Annotated in this window: 22 protein-coding genes and 2 pseudogenes; 12 read left to right on the top strand and 12 right to left on the bottom strand. The window is 68.7% G+C overall.

Going from position 1 to position 19,433, the window contains the following annotated elements; genetic code table 11:
- Positions 1-165: 165 nt before the first annotated feature.
- Positions 166-630, top strand: coding sequence for a nitroreductase family deazaflavin-dependent oxidoreductase (locus tag ACH4EB_RS23075; protein ID WP_398349441.1), 465 nt, complete (start codon positions 166-168; stop codon positions 628-630).
- Between the two features lie 175 nt (positions 631-805).
- Here the strand turns inward: ACH4EB_RS23075 and ACH4EB_RS23070 are convergent, their stop codons facing one another.
- The 4 genes from ACH4EB_RS23070 to ACH4EB_RS23055 form a co-directional block, all read right to left on the bottom strand.
- Entirely contained in the window at positions 806-1,159 is a 354-nt protein-coding gene (locus tag ACH4EB_RS23070; RefSeq protein ID WP_398349440.1) for a hypothetical protein, read from the bottom strand.
- Positions 1,160-1,385: 226 nt separating this feature from the next.
- Positions 1,386-1,895: a DUF4232 domain-containing protein gene (locus ACH4EB_RS23065; RefSeq protein WP_398349439.1), complete on the bottom strand. Its 510-nt coding sequence runs from the start codon at positions 1,893-1,895 to the stop codon at positions 1,386-1,388.
- A 191-nt stretch (positions 1,896-2,086) separates the two neighbouring features.
- Positions 2,087-2,701 (bottom strand): TetR/AcrR family transcriptional regulator, encoded by a 615-nt coding sequence (locus ACH4EB_RS23060; protein WP_398349438.1) that lies wholly within the window; start codon positions 2,699-2,701, stop codon positions 2,087-2,089.
- 83 nt (positions 2,702-2,784) lie between these two features.
- Positions 2,785-3,657, bottom strand: a complete 873-nt coding sequence (locus ACH4EB_RS23055) for a 3-hydroxyacyl-CoA dehydrogenase family protein (RefSeq protein WP_398349437.1) — start codon at positions 3,655-3,657, stop codon at positions 2,785-2,787.
- A gap of 151 nt (positions 3,658-3,808) precedes the next feature.
- Between ACH4EB_RS23055 and ACH4EB_RS23050 the strand changes: the two genes are divergently transcribed.
- Entirely contained in the window at positions 3,809-4,573 is a 765-nt protein-coding gene (locus ACH4EB_RS23050) for an acetoacetate decarboxylase (RefSeq protein WP_398349436.1), read from the top strand.
- Here the strand turns inward: ACH4EB_RS23050 and ACH4EB_RS23045 are convergent.
- The 3 genes and pseudogenes from ACH4EB_RS23045 to ACH4EB_RS23035 all read right to left on the bottom strand — a co-directional run.
- Positions 4,567-5,016, bottom strand: a complete 450-nt coding sequence (locus tag ACH4EB_RS23045; RefSeq protein WP_398349435.1) for an SRPBCC family protein — start codon at positions 5,014-5,016, stop codon at positions 4,567-4,569. The genes ACH4EB_RS23050 and ACH4EB_RS23045 overlap by 7 nt on opposite strands.
- Positions 5,017-5,159: 143 nt before the next feature.
- The gene (locus ACH4EB_RS23040) at positions 5,160-5,495 is read right to left on the bottom strand and encodes a hypothetical protein (protein WP_398349434.1); all 336 of its coding nucleotides are present in this window, start codon (positions 5,493-5,495) and stop codon (positions 5,160-5,162) included.
- Between the two features lie 56 nt (positions 5,496-5,551).
- Positions 5,552-5,934: pseudogene (locus tag ACH4EB_RS23035) on the bottom strand (DinB family protein); the annotation flags it as partial.
- On the opposite strand from ACH4EB_RS23035, the pseudogene ACH4EB_RS23030 reads away from it, so the two are divergent.
- Positions 5,933-6,148: pseudogene (locus ACH4EB_RS23030) on the top strand (XRE family transcriptional regulator); the annotation flags it as partial. The pseudogenes ACH4EB_RS23035 and ACH4EB_RS23030 sit on opposite strands and share 2 nt — an antisense overlap.
- Before the next feature lie 42 nt (positions 6,149-6,190).
- Here the strand turns inward: ACH4EB_RS23030 and ACH4EB_RS23025 are convergent.
- Positions 6,191-6,766: a hypothetical protein gene (locus ACH4EB_RS23025; RefSeq protein WP_398349433.1), complete on the bottom strand. Its 576-nt coding sequence runs from the start codon at positions 6,764-6,766 to the stop codon at positions 6,191-6,193.
- Positions 6,767-7,585: 819 nt separating this feature from the next.
- On the opposite strand from ACH4EB_RS23025, the gene ACH4EB_RS23020 reads away from it, so the two are divergent.
- Positions 7,586-7,789, top strand: a complete 204-nt coding sequence (locus ACH4EB_RS23020) for a cold-shock protein (protein ID WP_398349432.1) — start codon at positions 7,586-7,588, stop codon at positions 7,787-7,789.
- Between the two features lie 294 nt (positions 7,790-8,083).
- Here the strand turns inward: ACH4EB_RS23020 and ACH4EB_RS23015 are convergent, their stop codons facing one another.
- On the bottom strand, positions 8,084-8,413 hold the full coding sequence (locus ACH4EB_RS23015) for a hypothetical protein (protein ID WP_398349431.1): 330 nt from the start codon (positions 8,411-8,413) through the stop codon (positions 8,084-8,086).
- Between the two features lie 713 nt (positions 8,414-9,126).
- On the opposite strand from ACH4EB_RS23015, the gene ACH4EB_RS23010 reads away from it, so the two are divergent.
- The 7 genes from ACH4EB_RS23010 (at position 9,127) to ACH4EB_RS22980 (ending at position 14,470) form a co-directional block, all read left to right on the top strand.
- Positions 9,127-9,858, top strand: a complete 732-nt coding sequence (locus ACH4EB_RS23010; protein ID WP_398349430.1) for a hypothetical protein — start codon at positions 9,127-9,129, stop codon at positions 9,856-9,858.
- A 443-nt stretch (positions 9,859-10,301) separates the two neighbouring features.
- On the top strand, positions 10,302-10,541 hold the full coding sequence (locus tag ACH4EB_RS23005) for a serine hydrolase (protein WP_398349542.1): 240 nt from the start codon (positions 10,302-10,304) through the stop codon (positions 10,539-10,541).
- On the top strand, positions 10,454-10,939 hold the full coding sequence (locus ACH4EB_RS23000; protein ID WP_398349429.1) for a serine hydrolase: 486 nt from the start codon (positions 10,454-10,456) through the stop codon (positions 10,937-10,939). Before ACH4EB_RS23005 ends, ACH4EB_RS23000 begins: the two co-directional genes overlap by 88 nt.
- Positions 10,857-11,036, top strand: a complete 180-nt coding sequence (locus ACH4EB_RS22995; protein ID WP_398349549.1) for a hypothetical protein — start codon at positions 10,857-10,859, stop codon at positions 11,034-11,036. Before ACH4EB_RS23000 ends, ACH4EB_RS22995 begins: the two co-directional genes overlap by 83 nt.
- A 306-nt stretch (positions 11,037-11,342) precedes the next feature.
- A complete protein-coding gene (locus tag ACH4EB_RS22990) occupies positions 11,343-12,332 on the top strand; it encodes a phospholipase (protein ID WP_398349428.1) in 990 nt (329 codons plus the stop codon).
- A 502-nt stretch (positions 12,333-12,834) separates the two neighbouring features.
- Entirely contained in the window at positions 12,835-13,710 is an 876-nt protein-coding gene (locus ACH4EB_RS22985) for a phenylalanine 4-monooxygenase (protein ID WP_398349427.1), read from the top strand.
- 274 nt (positions 13,711-13,984) lie between these two features.
- Positions 13,985-14,470 (top strand): hypothetical protein, encoded by a 486-nt coding sequence (locus ACH4EB_RS22980; RefSeq protein ID WP_398349426.1) that lies wholly within the window; start codon positions 13,985-13,987, stop codon positions 14,468-14,470.
- A 129-nt stretch (positions 14,471-14,599) separates the two neighbouring features.
- Here the strand turns inward: ACH4EB_RS22980 and ACH4EB_RS22975 are convergent, their stop codons facing one another.
- The 3 genes from ACH4EB_RS22975 to ACH4EB_RS22965 form a co-directional block, all read right to left on the bottom strand.
- Positions 14,600-15,472 (bottom strand): poly-gamma-glutamate hydrolase family protein, encoded by an 873-nt coding sequence (locus ACH4EB_RS22975; RefSeq protein WP_398349425.1) that lies wholly within the window; start codon positions 15,470-15,472, stop codon positions 14,600-14,602.
- Positions 15,473-15,791: 319 nt separating this feature from the next.
- On the bottom strand, positions 15,792-16,337 hold the full coding sequence (locus tag ACH4EB_RS22970; protein WP_398349424.1) for a DUF1707 domain-containing protein: 546 nt from the start codon (positions 16,335-16,337) through the stop codon (positions 15,792-15,794).
- 170 nt (positions 16,338-16,507) lie between these two features.
- On the bottom strand, positions 16,508-17,596 hold the full coding sequence (locus ACH4EB_RS22965) for a DUF4157 domain-containing protein (protein WP_398349423.1): 1,089 nt from the start codon (positions 17,594-17,596) through the stop codon (positions 16,508-16,510).
- Between the two features lie 1,036 nt (positions 17,597-18,632).
- Between ACH4EB_RS22965 and ACH4EB_RS22960 the strand changes: the two genes are divergently transcribed.
- Positions 18,633-19,313, top strand: a complete 681-nt coding sequence (locus ACH4EB_RS22960) for a hypothetical protein (protein ID WP_398349422.1) — start codon at positions 18,633-18,635, stop codon at positions 19,311-19,313.
- Positions 19,314-19,433 lie beyond the last annotated feature (120 nt).

The following is a 19,433-nucleotide window of genomic DNA, read 5'->3' as shown; positions in this document are numbered from 1 at the left end:
CTGACCCCGCTGTTCCGGCCGCATGTCTGTTCGCACGGAGAGGTCAACCTCGACAAAGGACACCCGCCTCAACCTCGCTGTGGCGACGGGCGGCGGGCTCGTCTCCGCGCGAGGCTTGTGTTGAACTGCGCAACACAATCTGCGAGCGACGATGGGGTGACCGCTATGCCTCTTGAGGGCGAGTACGGGCCGAGCCCGGCGCAGTGGGTGCGCGAACAAGTCGAGTTGTATGAGAGCTCGGGCGGCACGCAGGGGACGACGCGCTGGGACACGGGTCTGCCCGTCGTCATTCTCACGACCCGCGGCGCGAAGAGCGGCAAGATCCGCAAGGTTCCTCTGATGCGCGTGGAGCACGAGGGGCGGTATGCGGCCGTGGCCTCGAAGGGCGGTTTCCCGCGTCACCCGGTCTGGTACTTCAACGTCAAGGCCGATCCGCACGTGGAGCTCCAGGACGGCTCCGTACGCCAGGACATGACGGCCCGTGAGGTAGGCGGGGACGAGAAGGCCACGTGGTGGGAGCGTGCGGTCGCCGCCTATCCGCCGTACGCCGAGTATCAAGAGGCGACTGACCGCGTGATCCCCGTCTTCGTGCTGGAACCCGCGTACGAGCCCGGGCCGACGGACACCTGACCTTGCCCCCGGTATGACAACCGGGGGCAAGGTCAGGTGAAAGGTGGGGCAGCCGTCGGGCAGCCCCACCTCCCCGCCCGCCTCGATGAGTGCAGCGTGCAGCCCTATCGCAGGGCGTCGGCACGGGCCGAATGCGCCGAACGGCCCCGGTGCCTTCTCGGTACTGTGCTGCCGCTCACACCCACCTGTAGCCGTAGGTGCTGACAGAGGACCCAACGCTGCTGCAGTACGCATAGGACCACTTGCGATTCTTCTTCCTCGCGCCGTACACGGTGGAGCCGTTCCTGCACTTGGCCCACGCGTAATACTTCCGTGAGGTGTTGCACGAGACCCCGGCGGTGACGCCGTCCGACCAGGTCTGACATGTGGCCTTGGCCTGGGTGGAGGCTGCCGGGGCCGCGGGCGCGGCGGAAGCCGGAGTCACGGTGAGGCCGCCGGCGGTGAGTGCGGCAGTCGCCGCGATGACAGGCATGGCAATCTTCAGTCGCATGTGTCCCCCTGCTGTGATCAGCGGACTGGTGTCCGGCATGGAGGCATTCAACCCGCGCCGAGGAGGCGGGCGCGTCACCCAGGGGGTGGAAACCGCCCGTCAACCACGGCAGCAGGGTCGGCGGACGGCCAAACTCCCGCGGTACGGCCATGCCGCACAGGCCCCGTACCGTGCACGCACGGGCACCCGCACCGCGCGACGGTCGTCAAGGGAGGCGGCCGCCGCCCGTACCGCGCAGGCTGCACGCATGACGCCTGCCAGGAGGTCAGGCATCATCCCTGACCGGCCCGATGAGAGTGCCGGTGGCCACCTTGAGCGTGCCCTGGGCGACGGAGGTGCCGGGGATCTCGCCGTCGGGGGCCTGGAGCGTGAACGTCACCTCGTCGGCGGGGGTGCCACGGCCGTTGTTGGGAACCTGGATGTCGAAGTGCACCGGGTGTCCGGGACCGAACGTCACCGCGGTTCCCTGGTTGCCGTAGCGACCGGGGGTGATCCCGAGCTGCGAGTCGTGGTTCGAGAACCGCACGTTGGTGGGCGAACCGGCCAGTTGGCACGGCTCGTATCCGCGCGGTGCGGTCAGGGTCACCCGGTAGTGACGGTGCCCGGAGCTGCTGGGCGCGTTGGTGATCTTCGCGGTGTGGTTGGCCGGGCGGCAGGCGGAAGGAGCGACGCTGCCTGCCGTCGTCGGCGAAGCCTGCGCGACTCCCGCACCGGCGGCGCCCGCCAGCACAGTGGCAGCGAGGGAGATGACCATCACCCGGTTGGTACGCATCATGAACGCTCCTTGCTCGGTTTCACACAAGCCACCTGGACAACACGTACCCTGCCCGTCACTTCCGCGAAGAATGTCGGTTCCTTCGACGACGGCTGGATCTGGCGCATGGCCACCCTCGTCCCGCCCTGGTATGCCGCTCGTTCCTCCCGGCGAAGGAGCGGGGAGCCGCGGACGCCCGGGGTACAGCCCCCTCAGTCCTGCGGTGTGCTGAGGGCGCGGACGAGGTGGGGAAGGGCGCGGCGGGCCAGTGGGGCGGGGTCGGTGTCCTGCGTGGTGTGGGTGACGCGCATGGCGGTGAGGCCCTCGTAGAGGGCCACGACCAGGCGGGCGAGGGCGGTGGGGGAGACGTCGGGGGTGTGCCCGGCGGACCGGAGGCAGTGGCCGAGGAGTTCGGCCAGGCCGGTGTTGAGGCGTTCCTCGTGTACGGCCAGGGCTCGCGCGATCTCCGGGTGCCGTGCCGCGTGGAGGGTGAATTCCATGGAGACCAGGAACCAGGAGCGTTCCTGCGCGTCGTGGGTGGCCAGCAGATCGAACAGGCGGGCCACCGGGTCGGTGTCGTCCGTGCGGGACTCGACCTGTTGCCGCACTTCCGCCAGGAGCCGGTCGGTGTGCGCGTCGTACAGGGCGAGGAACAGCTCTTCCTTGTCCCGGAAGTTGGAGTAGAAGGCGCCTCGGGTCAGCCCTGCCCGCTGGACGATGTCACTGATCGACGTGGCGTGGAAGCCGCGTTCGGCGAAGAGTGTGAGCGCGCTCTCGGTGAGCGCGGCGACCGTGGCCGGCCGGCGCTTGGTGGGTGACTTGGGCACGTACCGCTCCCTGCGAGTAATGGTTCCCTCGAAGGGTACGTGCCCGCCCGTACCGTACCTGCCCGCCCGTACGGGACCTGCCCTCAGTCCTGCCGCTGGTAGTCGTCGTAGAAGCCGGAGCCGGTCTTCACGCCGAGCCGTCCCGCCGTCACGTACTCCCGCAGCAGCTCACGGGGCCCCTCGGGGAGGGCCGGGCGCTCGGCGGCGTAGTGGTCCTCGATGTCGAGGACGACGTCGAGGCCGACGGCGTCCATCAGGCGGAACGGGCCGGCCGGGGCTCCGGTGTTCACCTGCCACATGCGGTCGATGTCGGCCGGTGTGGAGACGCCTTCGGCGACCACGGCGAGGCTTTCGCGCTTGATGGCGGCCCAGACGCGGTTGAAGATGAATCCGGTGCTCTCCCGGTGGGCTTCGAACGGGTGGATGCCGTAGTCGGGCAGCACCTTGAGCAGCAGCTCGATGACGGCAGGGTCGGTGTGGCCGCAGGACATCACATCGGCGGCGTTCTGCCGGGGCGGCATGTAGAAGTGCAGGTTCAGCAGTCGCTCGGGGGAGCGCACGCTGTCGACGAGGTTGCTCGTCGCATAGGACGACGAGTTGCTGGCCAGGATGGCGTCCGGCTCGGCGAGCCGGTCCAGGTCCGCGAAGATGCGCTTCTTCAGGTCCAGGCGCTCGGGTACGGCCTCGATGACCAGCCAGGCGTCCGCGAGGCCGGCCGCCAGATCGGTTACGGCCTCGACGGTGCCCGGGCGGCCGCCATCGGTCGCCCGCACCACGGCGGGCAGTTCTCGCGCCACGTAGGCGCAGGCCGCTTCGCCCGTTTCCGCCGAAGGGTCGTGGACACGGACCAGGCCACCGCGGGTGGCGAACATCAAGGCGATACGACGGCCGAGCGTGCCCGCGCCGATGACGGCGACCGGCCGGTCCTGGTGGCTGGAGGGAAGGGTGAAGCTCACGGCTACTCCTGATTCGTGGCCGCGCCGCCAGTCGGAGGCGGGGCCGGAACGTGGGGTGGATGTACCACCCAACTTCTGGATACAGTGTGTATCCGATACACATTGTATGCAAGTGAGGGCGGTATCCCGCCGCCCTTCAGAGGAGCACCCCATGCACGCTGACCAGGTGGTTTCCGCAGTGACCACTCCACTGACCGTCCCCCTCTACCCGCCCCGCCCCACCCGCTTCACCGACCGCGAGTACTTCAACGTCGTGTACCGGACCGACCCGGACGCCCTCCGCGCGGTGGTGCCCGAACCGCTGGAGATCGCCGAACCGCTCGTGCGGTTCGAGGTCATGAAGATGGGCGAGGTCGACGGCTACGGCCCGTACACGGAGTGCGGCCAGGTCATTCCGGTGCGCCTGGGGGACGAGTACGGCGAGTATCTGCACGTGATGTACCTGGACTCCTTCGGCGCCACCGCGGCCGGCCGCGAACTGAGCGCCTACCCGAAGGTCGCCGGCGAGCCCGCGCTGCGCCACGAGCGCGGCGCCCTGATCGGCACCCTCGACTACGGCAGCGAGCGCGTGGCCACCGCCACGATGGCCTACAAGTGGCAGCCGCTCGACCTGGAGGAGGCCCGCGCCCAGATCACCGTGCCCACCTTCGCCGTCAAGACGGTCCACGGCTACGACTTCCGGCCGCGCGTCTGCGACCTGGTCCGTACGCGGATCACCGACATCACCGTGAAGGAGGCGTGGCGCGGCCCGGCGCGCCTCCAGCTTTTCGAGCACGTCATGGCACCGCTGGCCGACCTGCCCGTACGGGAGGTCGTGGACGCCGGCCACATCGTGACGGACCTGACCCTCGCCCCCGCCGAGCCTGTCCACGACTACCTCGCCGAGGGGCGCGCCCCGGAGCCGGCGCCTCACTGAGCCGCCTCGCTCTCCTCGGCGTAGCGGGCCGGCCCTTCGGCCATGCCCTGCATGAATTTCTGGAGGTAGCGCGGCATGACCCAGCGCAACAGCCGGCTCGTCTCGTACTCGCCGTACCAGTGGATGACCGTGCCCGAGCCGGAGGCCGGCGCCGGCTCGATGCGCGCGTGATAGTTGCGCATCGCGGAATTGAACGCGTCTTCGTAGGCCAGGAGGCGTCGCTTTGCCTTCCCGGTCAGCCGCTCCCCGGAGACGGTGCGACCCGTCCGGAACGCCCGGACGGCACCGACGCCGTCGTCGCCGCCGGGGTCGGGGCCGGTCGACCGCGTCGTGTCCAGACTGTCGACCTTGGACCACAGCGGCCAGCTCGCGGCGTCGACCAGCAGCTTCCAGACGATGTCCGGTGAGGCGCTGGTGGTCACGGTGACGTCGTCTGTGTGCATGGTGGAAGGCTCCTTCGAGTGGGGGCGGGCGGCGCCCCCGGCACGGAAGACGCGGGCGACGCGGTGGCGGTAGGCCAGGCACTTGTCGGCCCGGTGGAGCGAGAACACGGTCGGTGTACCGGGGTGACGCCTTGGTGGTGCGGTCATCCGCCGAGAAAAGCCAGCGGCTCGGCGGTGCCGAACCGGGGGTTCTCCTCGACGCGCCAGTGCCCTGCTCTTGGTACGTCCACCGCCCGCACACTGCTGGTCATGCGCGGGCCCACTGCGGTCCGGAGCGCGTCGAGCTGCCCCTGGGCGGTCATGACCAGGGCCGGGACACGTACCGGTGTTGCTGTCACGGCGTCCCGGACGTCCTTGTCGAGGACGCGGCAGAGCTCGAAACCGCCCGACAGAGCCGTGGGCCGGCGGCAGGTCCGTGCGTACTCCTCGACCTGGTTGCCGGTGAGGGGGGAGCGGCAGGAGGCGCCGCCGAACGCCACGCCACCGAACGAGACGTGGGGGCAGAAGTGCCAGGTACTCGGGCTCTGGGCCTCAGTCAGCGGCCGGTCGAGCCGTCGATCGGTTCGCGGAGGATGTCCGCGTGTCCCGCGTGCCGGCCGGTCTCCTCGATCATGTGGGTCAGCGCCCAGCGGACGCTGGGAGCGGGGCGCCCAGGCCGCGGTCGAGGGAGAGGTGCGCCGAGATCGGTGCGCCCGTCGAGAACGCCGTTCGCACGCTCGACCGTGTACTGGTAGCGGGCCACGACCTCGGCCGCGCTGTCCGCCGGTGCGGCCTGGAACGTCGCCTGCCAGTCGGCGACATCGTCCCCCGGGAACAGCGAGCGCTGACGAACGTCAGATGGTTGAGCAGGCCGAGCAGATTCGTCCCGGATGGCACCGCGGCGGTACGCACCTGCGGTTCGCGCGCGCCGTCGACCTTCACTTGGCTCTACGTGCTCAACGGCCGCCTGCGGCTCGTACTCGGCGAGCGCGACCTGACGTTGCCACCCGGTGGGGCAGCCGAGTTCGACACGTCCTCGCCCCACTGGCTGGGCGGCGCCGATGGCGGCGCGGTCGAACTTCTTATCCTGTTCGGCCTGCACGGGGTACGTGCGCACGTACGCGGTGACCGTCCTCGGCCGTCTCAGCGGTGACCCGTGACCAGGCCCCCGTGGCTCGTCGCCCGGCGTGGCGCATCAGTTGGTGTTGCCGTCCTTGCCGCCGCTGCCGGAGTCGAGATCGGTGTCGGTGGGGTCCTTGCGCGGGGGCCCGGTGGGCGGGAGTACGAAGTCGTGGGAGCAGTTGAGGTTGGAGTCGCCGCCCCAGTTGGGGGCGCCGCGGTCACAACCGGGCTGGGGGTGGTTGCCCATCGGCTGGATGCAGTGGTCGGGGTACTTGACCGGTACGAGGGAGTAGCCGCCGCAGCACATGGGCAGCACGAAGAACCGCTGCCTGTCGGCGATGGGATTGTTCTTGGCCCCGGGGTCCTGGGCCTCGGTGTAGCTCATCTCGCCACGGGGGTCGGTCGGGTGGACCGACAGGCGCAGGCCGCTGCTCTTGTTCTCGAAGGTGTAGACGAGGTTGTTCTTGATGTAGCCGTCCTGGTGGACGACCCACAGGTGCTTCTTGTCGGTGATGTTCTTGACCGGATCGGTTGCGATCTGCAGGTCACCGGCCTGGGTCAGGTATCCGCCGGTGACCCGGTGGATGATCATGATCTCCTTTCCGTGGACCGCGGACCTGACGAAGCTGTCCAGCGCGTTCGCGTACACGAGGGTCTCCTCCGTGGTGAGGGCATGGCTCCGCCGGCTCTGCAACGGCGGAGAGGGGTACGGCGGGAATCGTCCGGCGCCGGGGCGCCCCAACCGGGTGCGGATCGCTGTCGCAAAGCGTCGGCGGGTGGGGGAGCGCGGCTCTGGGACGCGGTATTGCCGTTGTCGGCAATCCGCCTTCGCAAGGGAAATTCCCCGACAGGCGCAGAGGCCAACCGCACTGGGCCTTGGCATATGCAGCGGGCCGGCGCAAACAGAGGCGAAGAACGATAAGCGGACTGAGCTCTCGTGTGAGCGGCGCATGAGCGGGCGTGCGTACCCATATGCCTGCGCCACTGCGGATTCCCGAGCCGGCGGCGTGTGCCGCATCGAGCCGGAGCCGCTTTCGTCGACGAGTGCGCTGAGCGGGGCCGTACCGAGCGGATGATGGCGGCCGAGCGTGGCGGCCGGACATGTCGGCCGAGCCTGCGGGCTGTCCGGCCGGACGGGGTCTGTGGGACGCGTGCCGCGTGTCACCCGCGCCCTGACGGGGGGAGTGAGTGGTGAGGGAGGGCCGGGGGAGCGGTACGAGGGAGACCGAGAAGCACCCGGCCGCCTTCGGGGCCCTGTGCATGACCCGGAGTTGCCAAACTGTCGACGCCCGGCTGAGGAATGCTTCCGTGTCGCACGGTGTCTGTGTACGGTCACTGTCAGCAGCGGTCGTGGCGGCGATCCGGGCGTCCGTGGGTATGAACCCGCAGGTGTCCGGTCGGCGTGGCCCGGCGGCTGCTTCGGGTCGCCCGTAGGGTACGGGGGCCTGTGTGACATCTCGGAGGCAGCATGGCCAGCGGTACCGTCAAGTGGTTCAACTCGGAAAAGGGCTTCGGCTTCATTGCTCAGGACGGCGGCGGACCGGACGTCTTCGCCCACTACTCGGCCATCAACGCCACCGGCTACCGCGAGCTGGTCGAGGGCCAGGCCGTCACCTTCGACATCACCCAGGGCGCCAAGGGCCCGCAGGCCGAGAACATCACCACCGCCTGAATCCCCCTGCCCGCACGGCAGCGGCGCCGCAGCGTGTCTGCGGCGCCGGGTCGTGCGTGGTCGTTCCGGCTCTCCGTACGCCGCTGCCGTACGGAGGGCCGGATCGCGGCCTTTGGGGGAGAGGCTTGACCGTGCTCACTACGGCTACTCGTCATCTCGGCTGTATCGGTGACTGTACGGCCCTGATGCCGCATCAGGTAGCGCGCGGTGAGACAGACACCGGGAACGGCCCCGGCGAGGGCCGCGAAGGTCACCGCGTTGAGCCGGCCCGGTACGAGTTCGAGGTGGGCGCCGTCACTCCAGCGGCACTCGCGTGAGAACGGGAACATCCACTCCACGACGCGTAGCCCGCCGCCCGGCGCCGCGTCCCGCAGGGGGGCCGAGGCCCCGTAGACACAGTGCGGTGGCACCCTCCATGGCGAACCCGAGCCACAGCCCCGGCACATATGCGCACAAGCCTGCACTCGCCGAGAGCATCGACAACTCCATGCCGGGCCACGGGCCGTGCCGCGAGATCCAGACGCGTCGCGCGGCCAGCAGGTGCACCGCCTTCACTGTCAGCAGGAGAGCGGCGGGCACGATGGCGATGTTCGCAACGATGACGGGGCCGTCGGTGCCGATCACTTGACGTCTTCCTGATGGGTTACGTGACGGCTTGCTCCGCAACCAGTGCGGCGTGCCACCGTCGCCTCTCAGCACGAAGGCGGTTCCGGCCCCGGCAAAGGGGGGGCGTGAGAGCCGATGTTCGATGTTCGCACAACAGGAACACGGCCGGGCCCTCACTCACTCAGCGCGGGCCCATGGCATCAGAGCTTGGCGATGGTGAGCGTCCACGAACCGCCCGCGTGCGGGCCGACGCCCAGCGGGCCGACGCCCAGCGGGCGCGCAGTGCGGGGCCGCGCAGCCCGTGCCCGTCGAGGCCGACCGCGACCGCCCGCAACCCGCGGGCGGCCAGGCGCTCGACCACCGGGCTCCAACATCAGCTTCCATGCCAGAAATCATGCATCAGGATGACAGGTAGGGAGGTGTTCATACCCTTCCTTCCGCATCGGAGGTGTCTGAGCTTCACCGCAAACGGAGGTCTTCGTGTCCCGCCGTCAGCCCGGCTGACCGTCCCCGGCCGCCGCGAGCGCCCGTACTCCGCGGCTGTCTGGCCGTCGCTCCGCCAAACCGGCGCGATGGACAACCTCTCGTTCAGCGGAGGCCCGTAACCCCACCTGTGGGGCGCTCGTTCTTGTCTGGCGGGGTGTGGTGATGTGGATGTGTGGGGGTTCCAATGTTCCGCAGGGCGCGTACGGTGGCTGGATCACTGTCAGGCATCGACCGAAGGACATCAAGTGACTTCTGCCGTCGAAACGTCCGCCCTGCAGCAGGCCATCTGCGACCTGGAGCGGCAACTGCCGGAACTGACCGCACGGGAAGAGAGGTTGCGTAGTGAGCTTCGCGAGGTCGAGCAGCGCCTGTCGTCGGCGCGGCAGGCCCTTGCGCACTTGCGTGTGCTGACCAGCACCGTCTCGCCTGAACCCGCCGGGGCGTCGGCGCAGGAAGAACCGTCGCAGCCGGCCGACCAAGGTTCCGGCGAATCGCAGGCACCGGAGGCATCTGAGGCACCAGAGACGGCACAGGCAACGCGAGCAGCGAAGGCAGAGCGCGAGGCGCCTGCGCCGGCCGCCGAGGCCGCCGGGGTGCCCAAGCCTCGTACAGCCGCCAAGGCCGCCGGAAGGACTCGCCGGGCCGCCCCGGCCGCCAAGAAGCCGGCGCCAGGCCAGGGCAAGGCGACGTCGAAGAAGCCGAAGACGTCTCAGACGGCGGCCAAGAAGAAGGCGGTTGCTGGTTCGCGCGCGGCCGCTCCGGCCGCTGGTGAGGGCACGAAGGTGGCGTCGCCGCTGTTGGGTTCGGCCCTGGCCATCCTGCAGGAGCGCGGGGCCGCGATGCGTCCGGCCGAGATCAACATCGCGTTGGGCCGAGAGGACACCGCCGGACAGCGCGAGTCGCTGCGCAACACATTGGAGCGCGCCGTCAAGGCGGGGCTGCTGAAGCGTCCGGAGCGCGGCCAGTACGCGGTCTGAGCAGCCGCGGCTGCATCCCGCGGCCACCTGCCTCCCCACCCACCTGACGCTCCTGCGAGACGCAGGCGCACCGCAGTCCCGACGCCTACGAACCGACCCCATGGCCTGTTCTGTCCGCGCCTTGCGGGGCAGGTCCTGGGGCCGGGCGATGACCGGCGCGAGGGCTGAGCGTTGGCACTGTGGCGCCGTGCGGTACGGCATGGCTCCGGGCCACGGGTGGCGGGAAGGCCGCCCCGAGTGATGCCGCCGTCAGGTAGACGCGATGGGCGGCGGTAGGCGCGCAGCACTCGCAACGTCATCGAGCGCCGTCTTCCAGCACCCAGTGCGCGGAGCGCTGGCCGTGGCGTTGACAACCGCAATGAGCGGGGCGCTCTCGCACAGAAGGCGGCGGGCAAGGCTTCTTGGGAGGGATCGTCCGGGTCGACCGCGGCAACGGGGCGCCCGTGGAAATCGTGCGGCAGGCCGCCTGGACGAAAGACGACCACCGCCTCGCCGCCGGCGATCAGTTCGGGTCCAACACCAAGACGGTCACCACGACCCTCGTCCTGCGACTGGTCGCCGAGGACGAGAACGGTCTGGCCGACCCGGTGGAGAAGTGGCTGCCCGAGCTGGTCAAGGGCGGCGAGCACATCACCGTCCGGATGACGCTAACCACACCAGTGATCTGGGTGGCTCCTTGCTGACACCGGAATTCCTGCCCTCCCTCACGGGCCGCAAGCAGCGCACCTGGCGGCCGCAAGGCCTCTTCGCCATCACTCCCGAGCAACACCCGTCGGCCAAGCCCGGCCGGACGTACTCCTACAGCGACGCCAACTACGCGGCTCTCGGACTGATCCTGGAGATGGCCACCGGAAGCCGTCTGGCCGAGCTGATCGAGCAGGAGAACACCAAGCCGTTGGGGATGAAGAACCCGTACCTGGCCACGAACGCCGACTGGCGCGCCGGGAAGCAGCACGTGACCGGCTATGGAGCCGGACGCCGGGCGTCTGAAGAAGGTTTTGTCCGCGACCGTGGACCTGCCCGAAGGTGTCGGGTTCGCCGGCCTCGAACGGCCCAAGAGCCATGTCGACACCGCCGGTGAGGAGAAGGCCGCCGCGACCGCGAACAACGCCCTCGTCGAAGGGGCGGCCTGCCGCATGCTGGGCAAGCCGCGGCCCTCGGTCAGTTCCGGCGAGTGACCGGCACCGGCGGGAGCCGACCACCCTGTTCCGGCCGAACATCAACTCGTACGGCCCCTTCCGTCTTGACATGGACATACGATACGAACCGTCGCTGTCCGTGCCGGTGACCGCGACGGTGCCCGCCTCGCGCCGGGCGCCTGAACCCGCAGGGCAGGCAAGGGTCCGGCGTCGAGAGCCCTGTGGACGACAATCAGGGCAAAGTTTGGAGTGACCGGATTTCGCTTACCCCTCTACCACATCGCGACATGCAGTTGGTGAGATCGGCTGTCCGCTTCAGGACATCGACAAGAAGGGGTGTCTCTCTTGACCACTCACCTCAGACATGGCGCCGGCCTCAGGAAGGTCCTGGCGCTGATGGTGGCGCTGTGCGGATTCATCGGTGTGACCGCGTTCGGTGCGACCCCGGCGGCGGCAGCCGACCAGCGTCAGGCGATCTACGCCATCGCACACCGGGTCGACACCCTGGACGGCGTGGACGCCGCGCTCAAGCATGGCGCCAACGCCATCGAGATCGACGTCTGCGCCTGGTGGAATCCGAACGAATGGCGCGCTTGGCACGACTGTTCCTCGGCCGGTGACACCCGGCACGGCCCCAGCTTCGACAGCATGATCGACCGCATTGTCGCCAACGCCAACGCGGGCCGCCGGCTGGCGCTGGTCTGGCTGGACATCAAGGATCCGAACTACTGCGGAGAAGCACCGAACCGCGGGTGCAGCGTCGCCGGGCTGCGCGACAAGGCGCAGCGGCTGACGGCTGCCGGGATCCAGGTGCTCTACGGCTTCTTCGAGTACCACGGCGGCAACGACCCGGACGTCGGCGGCAGGGGCTGGAAGAGCCTGGCAGGCAAGCTCGGCAGCCTGGAGGGCATCACGACGACCGGGAGCCGCGACACGGTTCAGAGTGCCTACAGCCGGTTCGGTTCCGGGTTCCCGAACGGTCACCGGGTGATGGACTACGGCGACACCAACATCGCCAACGGATTCGGCAACTGCACGGAAGCCACCTACAACACCTGCGCGGAGCTGAAGAAGGGGGCCGGGGACCGTGCCGCCGGACGCCTCGGGGCCACACTGTCCTGGACGACCACCTACAACGATCCGTGGTACGTCGACAAACTGCTGGGCGATGCGCGGGTGGACGGCATCATCGCGGGCTACGGCAACTTCACCGGCGAGCACGAGTACGACAGCGGCTGGCAGTGCGCCAACGCCATCAACCTCATCCGCGACTGGGTGAACCGCCACGGCGCCACCCACCGCATGGCCAACAGCGGCGACCGCCTGTTCAAGTAACGGACAGCCTCGGGCCGGGGCCCTACCTCCCTACCCCCACGGGCCCCTCAGACCGTCGGCCGGGATCTCGGCCGACGGTCGTTTTCGGGAGGGAACGGCAATATGTCTCAGTCGAGGTGTGCTGTGCGGACTCCGAGGCTGGCCCCGACTACATCACTCGGTTCCTGTGCCCTGCGCGAGCGTGAACCGCTGACAACCCGGCTCGTCGCGTCGGCCTCGTCGGTGCGAGCCAGTTGGGCGGCGGTGGGGTCGACCTCCAGGGCGCCGGATCGTCCATCAACTGCGCGGGGGTGCGCGCCGACGATGGGTACCGTCACGTCCGGGTTCTGTGGCGACGCATGGACGAATGTCTGTGTCCACCCCGCACCGGGGGCACCGAAGGGGTTCACCATACGATTCGGTGTCGTCTGCGCCAATCCGGGGTCGCGGTGTTCCGACCCTGTTCCGTCGCGACGGGGCAAATGCGCGATGCCGTCACGTGCCGGTGGTAAGCAATCGGATCATGAACGACATTCAGGCACGCACACCCGTCGCGGCCGACGGCCGTCTCGGCACGGCCGCTGAACACCCCGGGTTCAGCGATCCCCGCTATCTGCGACGTCGCCAAGCCATCGCCGCGCGTGCCGGCGGCCACCAGGTCGGTGACCCGTCCGTGGCGGTGGACTACACCGATGACGAACAGCGGACCTGGCGAACCGTCCACCGGGTGCTGTGGGCCGCTCAGGCCCAGCACGCCTGCCGCGCCGTGCTCGACGCCAGAGCGCAGGCCCCTGTACCCGCGGATCGCATCCCACAACACGCCGAAGTCGGTTCCCGGCTACGCCACCTGACGGGCTTCGACTTCACTCTCGCGGGAGGTGTGGTGGAGAACAAGCGGTTCCTGGGGGCAATGGCCGAAGGCTACTTCCACGCCGTGCAGTACGTCCGCCACCCGGCCGTGCCACTGTTCACCCCCGAGCCCGACGTCATCCACGACGTCTTCGGTCACGGGATCCACCTGGCCTCACCGGCCTTCGCCGACATCTACCGCCTGATCGGTCAGGCAGCCATGCGCATCGAGAACGCGGACGTCCTGCAGATGATCAGCGACGTGTACTGGTTCACCCTGGAGTACGGGGTCCTTGCCGAGGGCGGGATGCCCAAGGCCTACGGAGCTGCCCTGCTCTCCTCCTACGGCGAAATCTGCCGACTGTCCCAGTCATGCATCCGTCCGCTGGACATCGAAGCCATGCTCGCGACCGCGTACGACATCGCCGGCTACCAGCCCGTACTCTTCAGCGCCTCCAGCCTGGAAGAAGTCACCGACACCCTGGGCCGCTTCCTGCATCAGCTCGACGACGAGAGCGCGCCTCGCTTCGGGCGCTCCCCGGCCGCCTGACCGAACTGCTCGTCCGCAAGCCGCACCACGAGTGCTGTGCCGCAGCGGAGACGTCGCTGAGCCCCACGGCTACGAGCGTCGAAGGCCCACAACGCCAGCCTGTTCCACCACCGCACCTCACGGCATGCGGACCACAAACCTGCCGTCGGGCCTTGGCCGCAACCCTGCTCAGGCAGAGCTTGCCCCTGCACGGTGATCAGGCTTTGACCGATGTCCATACCCTGCCCGGGTCCGAGTGGAGCTGAGCCGCTGCGCGTCACCCCGGACAGGATCGGTGTCCGTCGCGAGGTGGTCCGCGGAAGAGGGCGGATGCCAGCACCAGCAGAGCACCCGCCCCCTCGCACTGAGGTTCGGACTGGCCGACTCGCCGACCGGGCTGCTTGTCTGGATCGTCGAGAAGTGCCGCGCGCGGAGTGACTGCGGGGGCGAACTGTCGTCCCGGTTCAGCAGCGACTTCCCTGACACAGGTATCGCTCCACTGGTTCACCCACGGCATTTCGACATCCTTCCGGCCTACTACGAGTACGCCCAGCAGTTCACGAGAAGGGACGAGCGAGTCGAGGTGCCGACGGCACTCGCCCTGGTCCCGGCCGGCCTCTCCCAGCCACCCCGCAGTCGGGCGGAGCGCACGTACAACATCACCAGGTACACCCACATGCTCCGCGGCGGACACCTCGCCGCCCACGAAGAGCCCGAACCCCTTGCCCACGGCCTCACCGAATTCTTCGGCGCACACCGGTGGGCACGCCAAAACCTGTGACAGTTCTCAGTGGGTGTCCTGCGAGCGTTCGGTGGAGCCGTAGGGCGTGAGGGCGGGCGGGTTGACCGTCAACTCAGCCTAAAACCCGGCCAGTCAACTTGCCCGGTGAACCGTCAGCAGAGCGTCTGCTCAGAGGATGACCTGGTCGGACCCGGCCTCCAGACGGGCGATCGCCTTGCGGCACGCGCCGACGAACTTCTTGAACTCCCCGTTGGTACTGCCGGGGCGTCCGGCCAGCGTGTCCGTGTCGAAGAAGGACGCGCGCAATTCGGTGCTGAGTTCCAGTTGGCCGCCCTTGCCGAGCATGGTGCGGTTACAGGGGTTGCTGGGGTTGACGCCGGCCAGGTCCGGGAAATCGTCGCCGTCCACCGTTTTGTAGTGCGCGCCCAGCTCCTGGTGCAGCAGCTTCTTGAAGGCGGGGTTCAGCCCGCCGACCACGACCACTTTGGGGTCCTGGCCGCTGCGTACACCGGCCTGTTCGGCGGTGCAGCCGTGCAGGCTCAGGAGGTTGAGGCTGGAGGCGGCCATGGAGATCGCGACATGGTCGTCGCAGTGCTTCGCGGTGACGTGCAGTTCGCGGTTGGAACCCACCCCCATGCCGGGCAGCCGCAGCCCCTCGAACATCCAGTAGTCGTACACCGGCTCGCCCGGGAAGAGGGCCTCCAGGGTGTCGGGCTTGTAGCCGGCGATGCCCAGGCACAGCTCGGAGGTGCCCTTTTCGATGCCACCGCCGTGCATCGCCATGATCGTCGTGCGGTGGTACGGGAATCTCTCGCTCCGCTCGTTGTCGAACAGCTCGTGTCGTTTGTACCGGCGTGCGTACTGGATGCCCTCCTGACCGGAAAGCGCCTTGTACAAGTTCGTGTTGGAGGCGTACAGGTCCCCCTCGGACGTGGCGTGGGCCGTGGTGGCCCCCATGCCCGTCACCAGGGGGGTGCTGCTGACAGCCACCGCGCCGAGCGCGGCGGTGAGGACAGTGCGGCGGTTGATAACAGGTGACATGTCGCACATCCTTACCCACCCCGTCCTCGGTGCGAACACCGGGGTGGGCCTCCGCGAGCCCGGACGGAGCTGGGGTGCGTGTCAGACAACGCGTAGCGGCGCCCCGCGCCCGAGGGGCCCGAGAGAAGGGCAGCGGGGCAGGCGTACACGTACAGGGAGGGGGTGACGAAGCGCATCACGTTTACCGTGGTGACCGGCCCGGGCCAGGCCAGCCCAGTCCGCCGCCCGGACGAGAGTGAGCGGGGGCACCGCCTGGTGCCGCACGGCAGTCGGCGGGAAGGAAGAAGGAAGTGCCGGTGGTTGGTGCTCGAAGGGCTTCTTAACGCCGGGCGTGTCGAATCTTCAGCCGTCCGAATCCCATGGCCCCGGAGAGCCGGATCTTCGGTCCGCCGGGGTGGGAACGCTGTCGGGGCTTGTAGCGCAGGTCCTTCCACCCGGTGTGCAGACCTTCGACGTCGACGATGGCGTCCCGGGGCACGATGATGGTGGCGCCACCGGTGCCGAGTTGCAGTTCGATGTCGATGTCCGGGTGCTCGATGACCGCCCGGGACAGATTCAGGTGCACCCGTGCGTACGCGGACTCGACCTTGAGGGTCCGAGGTACCCGCCATGCGCCACGCCGTTGGATCCGCCCGCCGGCCGCGGCGATCGTTGACGGCGTGTCCGGAACCTCCTCCGGGAGCGAGTTCAGAGCCGACGCAAGCTCGCTGTGCGTCCTGGCGGTGAGCAACTGGTCGAGAAGCTTGTCCATCTCCTCGTGCGAGATGCGCTCCTCGGCGTATGCCTCCCGCAGACGCTGCACGGCCTTCTCGCGGTCGTCCTCGCTGAGCAGGGACGACGGATCTTTCTGCGGTGAGGTCACCATGTCACTCTAGTGCCGTGTCGATGATCTGAATATGCCGAGGCCCGGAGCAGGCAGAGCCACCGATGCTGACTGACAGGGTGGCGCCGTCGGCCGACCCCGGTCCGGCCGACGGTTACCAGGCGGTGGGGGCAGCGTGAGGCCACGAACACCACTTGCCTCCGGGTACGGACTCACCTGATGACGTCACCGTCCGGGACGTCCCGGACGGTGACCTTCTTCCGCTGCCGGCCCAGGACCCGAGCCACGACGTCACCGATCCCCTTCGCGTCAAACGTCGGTTCGGGGGGCATGCCGTCGGTGTACCGCTCAATAGCCTTCTCCAGGTACTTCGGATTCCAGGTCCCGATGGAGCCGCTGACGTCGACGCTCTCCACCGACCGACTGCCGACGGCCGCCTTGAGAGCCGGCAGAACCTGGTCCGACGCGCGCTTACCCGGCACCTGGAAGAGGCTGGCGTGGGCGCCGACCTTGCCGCCGTCCCGCAGATGGACGGTGATGGTCAGGCAACTGGTCACGGACGGGTAGATGATCGTCCCGTTGGGGCCCACTTCGTCGACCTCACCCTCAGCGATCGAGACGGAGGCCGCGGCCGGGGCGGACGCGCCGGACGCCGGGGCGCGCTGAATGGGTACGGTCTGTATGAGCCCTTGGCCATGTCCACATCCCGATCCGTGCTGATGAGGACCACCACTGTCCGCCATCCGCTGGACGGTCGTGGGGGCGGACATGGCCCAGTCGGCGAATGCGTCCGCGAATTGCTCGCGACTGTCCTTGGGGTCCGAGATGCTCAGACCGGCGCCGTTGTCCGTTCCTTGCGGGACCTCCCGGTCCACCAGGTGTCCCACCTCATGCCGCCAGTCTCTGGCGGTCATATTGCCACCGTCGACTATGTGCTGTCCGGTGGTGAACGCTTTGGCATTGACCAGAGCGGCAGCAGTGCGAGCCTCGGGTCCGTCGTGCACCCGAACAGCGCTGAAGTCCGTACCGTCGACGCGCGCCTCCATTTCCTGCCGCAGGGAGGGATCGAGGGGATGTGAGGCTGATTTCAGAGCCTGGTCGACAGCGGCTCGCTGTATCTGCGCGTGGTCTTCGGTCTCGTCCTTCGTGCGGTCTGCCGAGCCGGATTCCCCACTGCCGGACGCGACGCGTTGCAGATGCTGCAGCCAGTGGGTGTTGAGTCCGGGGGGCTTCTGGCTCAGGCGGGAGGAACCCGGCTCGGAGCTTCGACCAGATTTGTGCTCCTGCCCATGCGAATGCACACTTCCTCCTCCGCGACGCCAAGATGCTTGCGCCCTTCCTACATCGCCGCTTGAGCGTGCGGAACCGTCGTCGGGGCAGGCCCGCGCGCTCATGGAGGGGGACTTTCGGGCAGGTGCACTGCCCCGGCCGAAACATCGGCCATGTCAACGGCTGTTCACGGTGCGGGGCGGGTGAGGTGCGGTACGGAGCGGTGCGGTCAGGAAGGCCCCGTCGTCCCCCGGCCTTTCGATCGCAAGAACCTCGCCACATTGGCATTACCCGCTGACTGCTGGAGCAGTAAGAGCTGGCCCAGAGTGCTTTGTTCAGGCATCGTCCGCGCGATCTTCCCCATCACGTCCGCGAAATCGGCAACATCCTCCGTCCCTGCGCGCACGTCCCGTTCTTGCCCGGATCGGCGTCCCCGGTGCTCGCCAGTCATTTCGGTTTCCTCTCGGGTTCTTCTCCGGTGGCCCGAGACGAGTGTCATGGTCGCGCTGCGCGATCGCAACGTTCCCTTCCAGCCTGTGCGCAGCAAGGCGGAGCGGAACTTCGGGCTGTTTCTCGATCACGGTGACTTGTGCGCCGATCTCCGCTGGAGGTCCAACTCGATGTCGAGCTGTACTGCCAGGTCAACGGTCAACGGGCTTGGCCTCTTCGAACCAGTAATCCCCTCCGACCGGTGCCGCTACCCGGGCGTGTTGCCGTCGCGTTGCTCGTCGCGAGAACGGGCAGAGGCCGCCTTCTTTGATGCGTCTGTCAGTTCCGGGCACGCGAGGCCACGCCCTTGCCGGAGTACGGAAAGGGAAAGCCGCCCGCCCTTGCCCGTTGTCTGCATTGTCTGCCGACGTCCGGCCAGGAGAGGCTGTGGGGCGCCGGGCCCAGAGTGCTGCTATCGAGAGGCCGGCGTTGTGGACCGGCAAGGAGAGACGGCACATCATGACGGTGACGAGAGCAGGCACGGCCCACGGGGCGGACGGGTCGTCGCTGCCTCCGCAGGGAGGCGGCCGGGCTTCTCGCCGGTCTGCGGGTCGGACGAGGCTCGGCGGCGCCTCATTGATGGTGCTGGCTCTCGCTTCGGCGCTGGCCTGCTCCTTGGTGTTCGCCACGTGGCTGCCCAGGGACATCAAGGACTACCGGGACTATACGACGGCCGCGCCGTGCCCCGCCCACACGCGGGCGAAGGCGGTGGAGCACTGCCTGCGCACGGTGTCCTTCACGGTCGAGAACACGGAGGTCAGGGGCGGAAGGAACGGCAGCTACAAGGCGACCCTGTCCGGCGCGCCAGTCGGTAACGGCGTCGCGGTGTTCGGTGATTCCGAACCGGTGCTGGAGACGCTCAGGCCGGGGGACCGGATCACCGGTACGGTCTGGCGCGGCCTCGTCATGACGATCAGCAAGGCGGGAGCTCGGCAGAGCACCTCCTACGCACCGCGCGACGAACCTCAGATGACAGCCGCCCTCGGCACGTTCCTGGGCCTCCTGGCCGTGATGGGGCTCGTATTCGGCGCGGTACGGCTGGCCGGCCCCCGCAACCCCCAGCCCTTCACCTGGCGCCCGTACGGCATGCCCGTGTTCATCGCCACGGCGGTCACCTGCATCGCCGTCGGGTTCCCGGCCCTGTTGCTCGGCCTCCCGTGGTGGCTGGTGCCGGCCCTGTCCGTACCGGCCGTGGCGTACACGGCCTGGGCGTTCTGCCGGTACCGGCGGCAGAAGACGATCGTGGACTGTGGCGGGTGACGGCACCGCGACTCGGCGAGGTTGCACAAGGCCGCCGCGCGAGGCACGACTGCCGCTCTGACGGCGCTCCGGCGGCGCTCCGGCGGCGGGAAGAAGCCGAACCGAGCGGGACTTCGGCTC

This window comes from Streptomyces sp. NPDC018045, assembly GCF_044327445.1.
Lineage (GTDB): Bacteria > Actinomycetota > Actinomycetes > Streptomycetales > Streptomycetaceae > Streptomyces.
This window is presented reverse-complemented; position numbering and strand designations above follow the sequence as displayed.

Coding starts and splice junctions, on each gene's coding strand:
- ACH4EB_RS23075 (WP_398349441.1), top strand. CDS start 166: ATGCCTCTTGAGGGCGAGTACGGGCCGAGCCCGGCGCAGTGGGTGCGC.
- ACH4EB_RS23070 (WP_398349440.1), bottom strand. CDS start 1,159: ATGCCGGACACCAGTCCGCTGATCACAGCAGGGGGACACATGCGACTG.
- ACH4EB_RS23065 (WP_398349439.1), bottom strand. CDS start 1,895: ATGATGCGTACCAACCGGGTGATGGTCATCTCCCTCGCTGCCACTGTG.
- ACH4EB_RS23050 (WP_398349436.1), top strand. CDS start 3,809: ATGCACGCTGACCAGGTGGTTTCCGCAGTGACCACTCCACTGACCGTC.
- ACH4EB_RS23045 (WP_398349435.1), bottom strand. CDS start 5,016: ATGCACACAGACGACGTCACCGTGACCACCAGCGCCTCACCGGACATC.
- ACH4EB_RS23020 (WP_398349432.1), top strand. CDS start 7,586: ATGGCCAGCGGTACCGTCAAGTGGTTCAACTCGGAAAAGGGCTTCGGC.
- ACH4EB_RS22985 (WP_398349427.1), top strand. CDS start 12,835: ATGAACGACATTCAGGCACGCACACCCGTCGCGGCCGACGGCCGTCTC.
- ACH4EB_RS22975 (WP_398349425.1), bottom strand. CDS start 15,472: ATGTCACCTGTTATCAACCGCCGCACTGTCCTCACCGCCGCGCTCGGC.
- ACH4EB_RS22970 (WP_398349424.1), bottom strand. CDS start 16,337: ATGGTGACCTCACCGCAGAAAGATCCGTCGTCCCTGCTCAGCGAGGAC.
- ACH4EB_RS22960 (WP_398349422.1), top strand. CDS start 18,633: ATGGTGCTGGCTCTCGCTTCGGCGCTGGCCTGCTCCTTGGTGTTCGCC.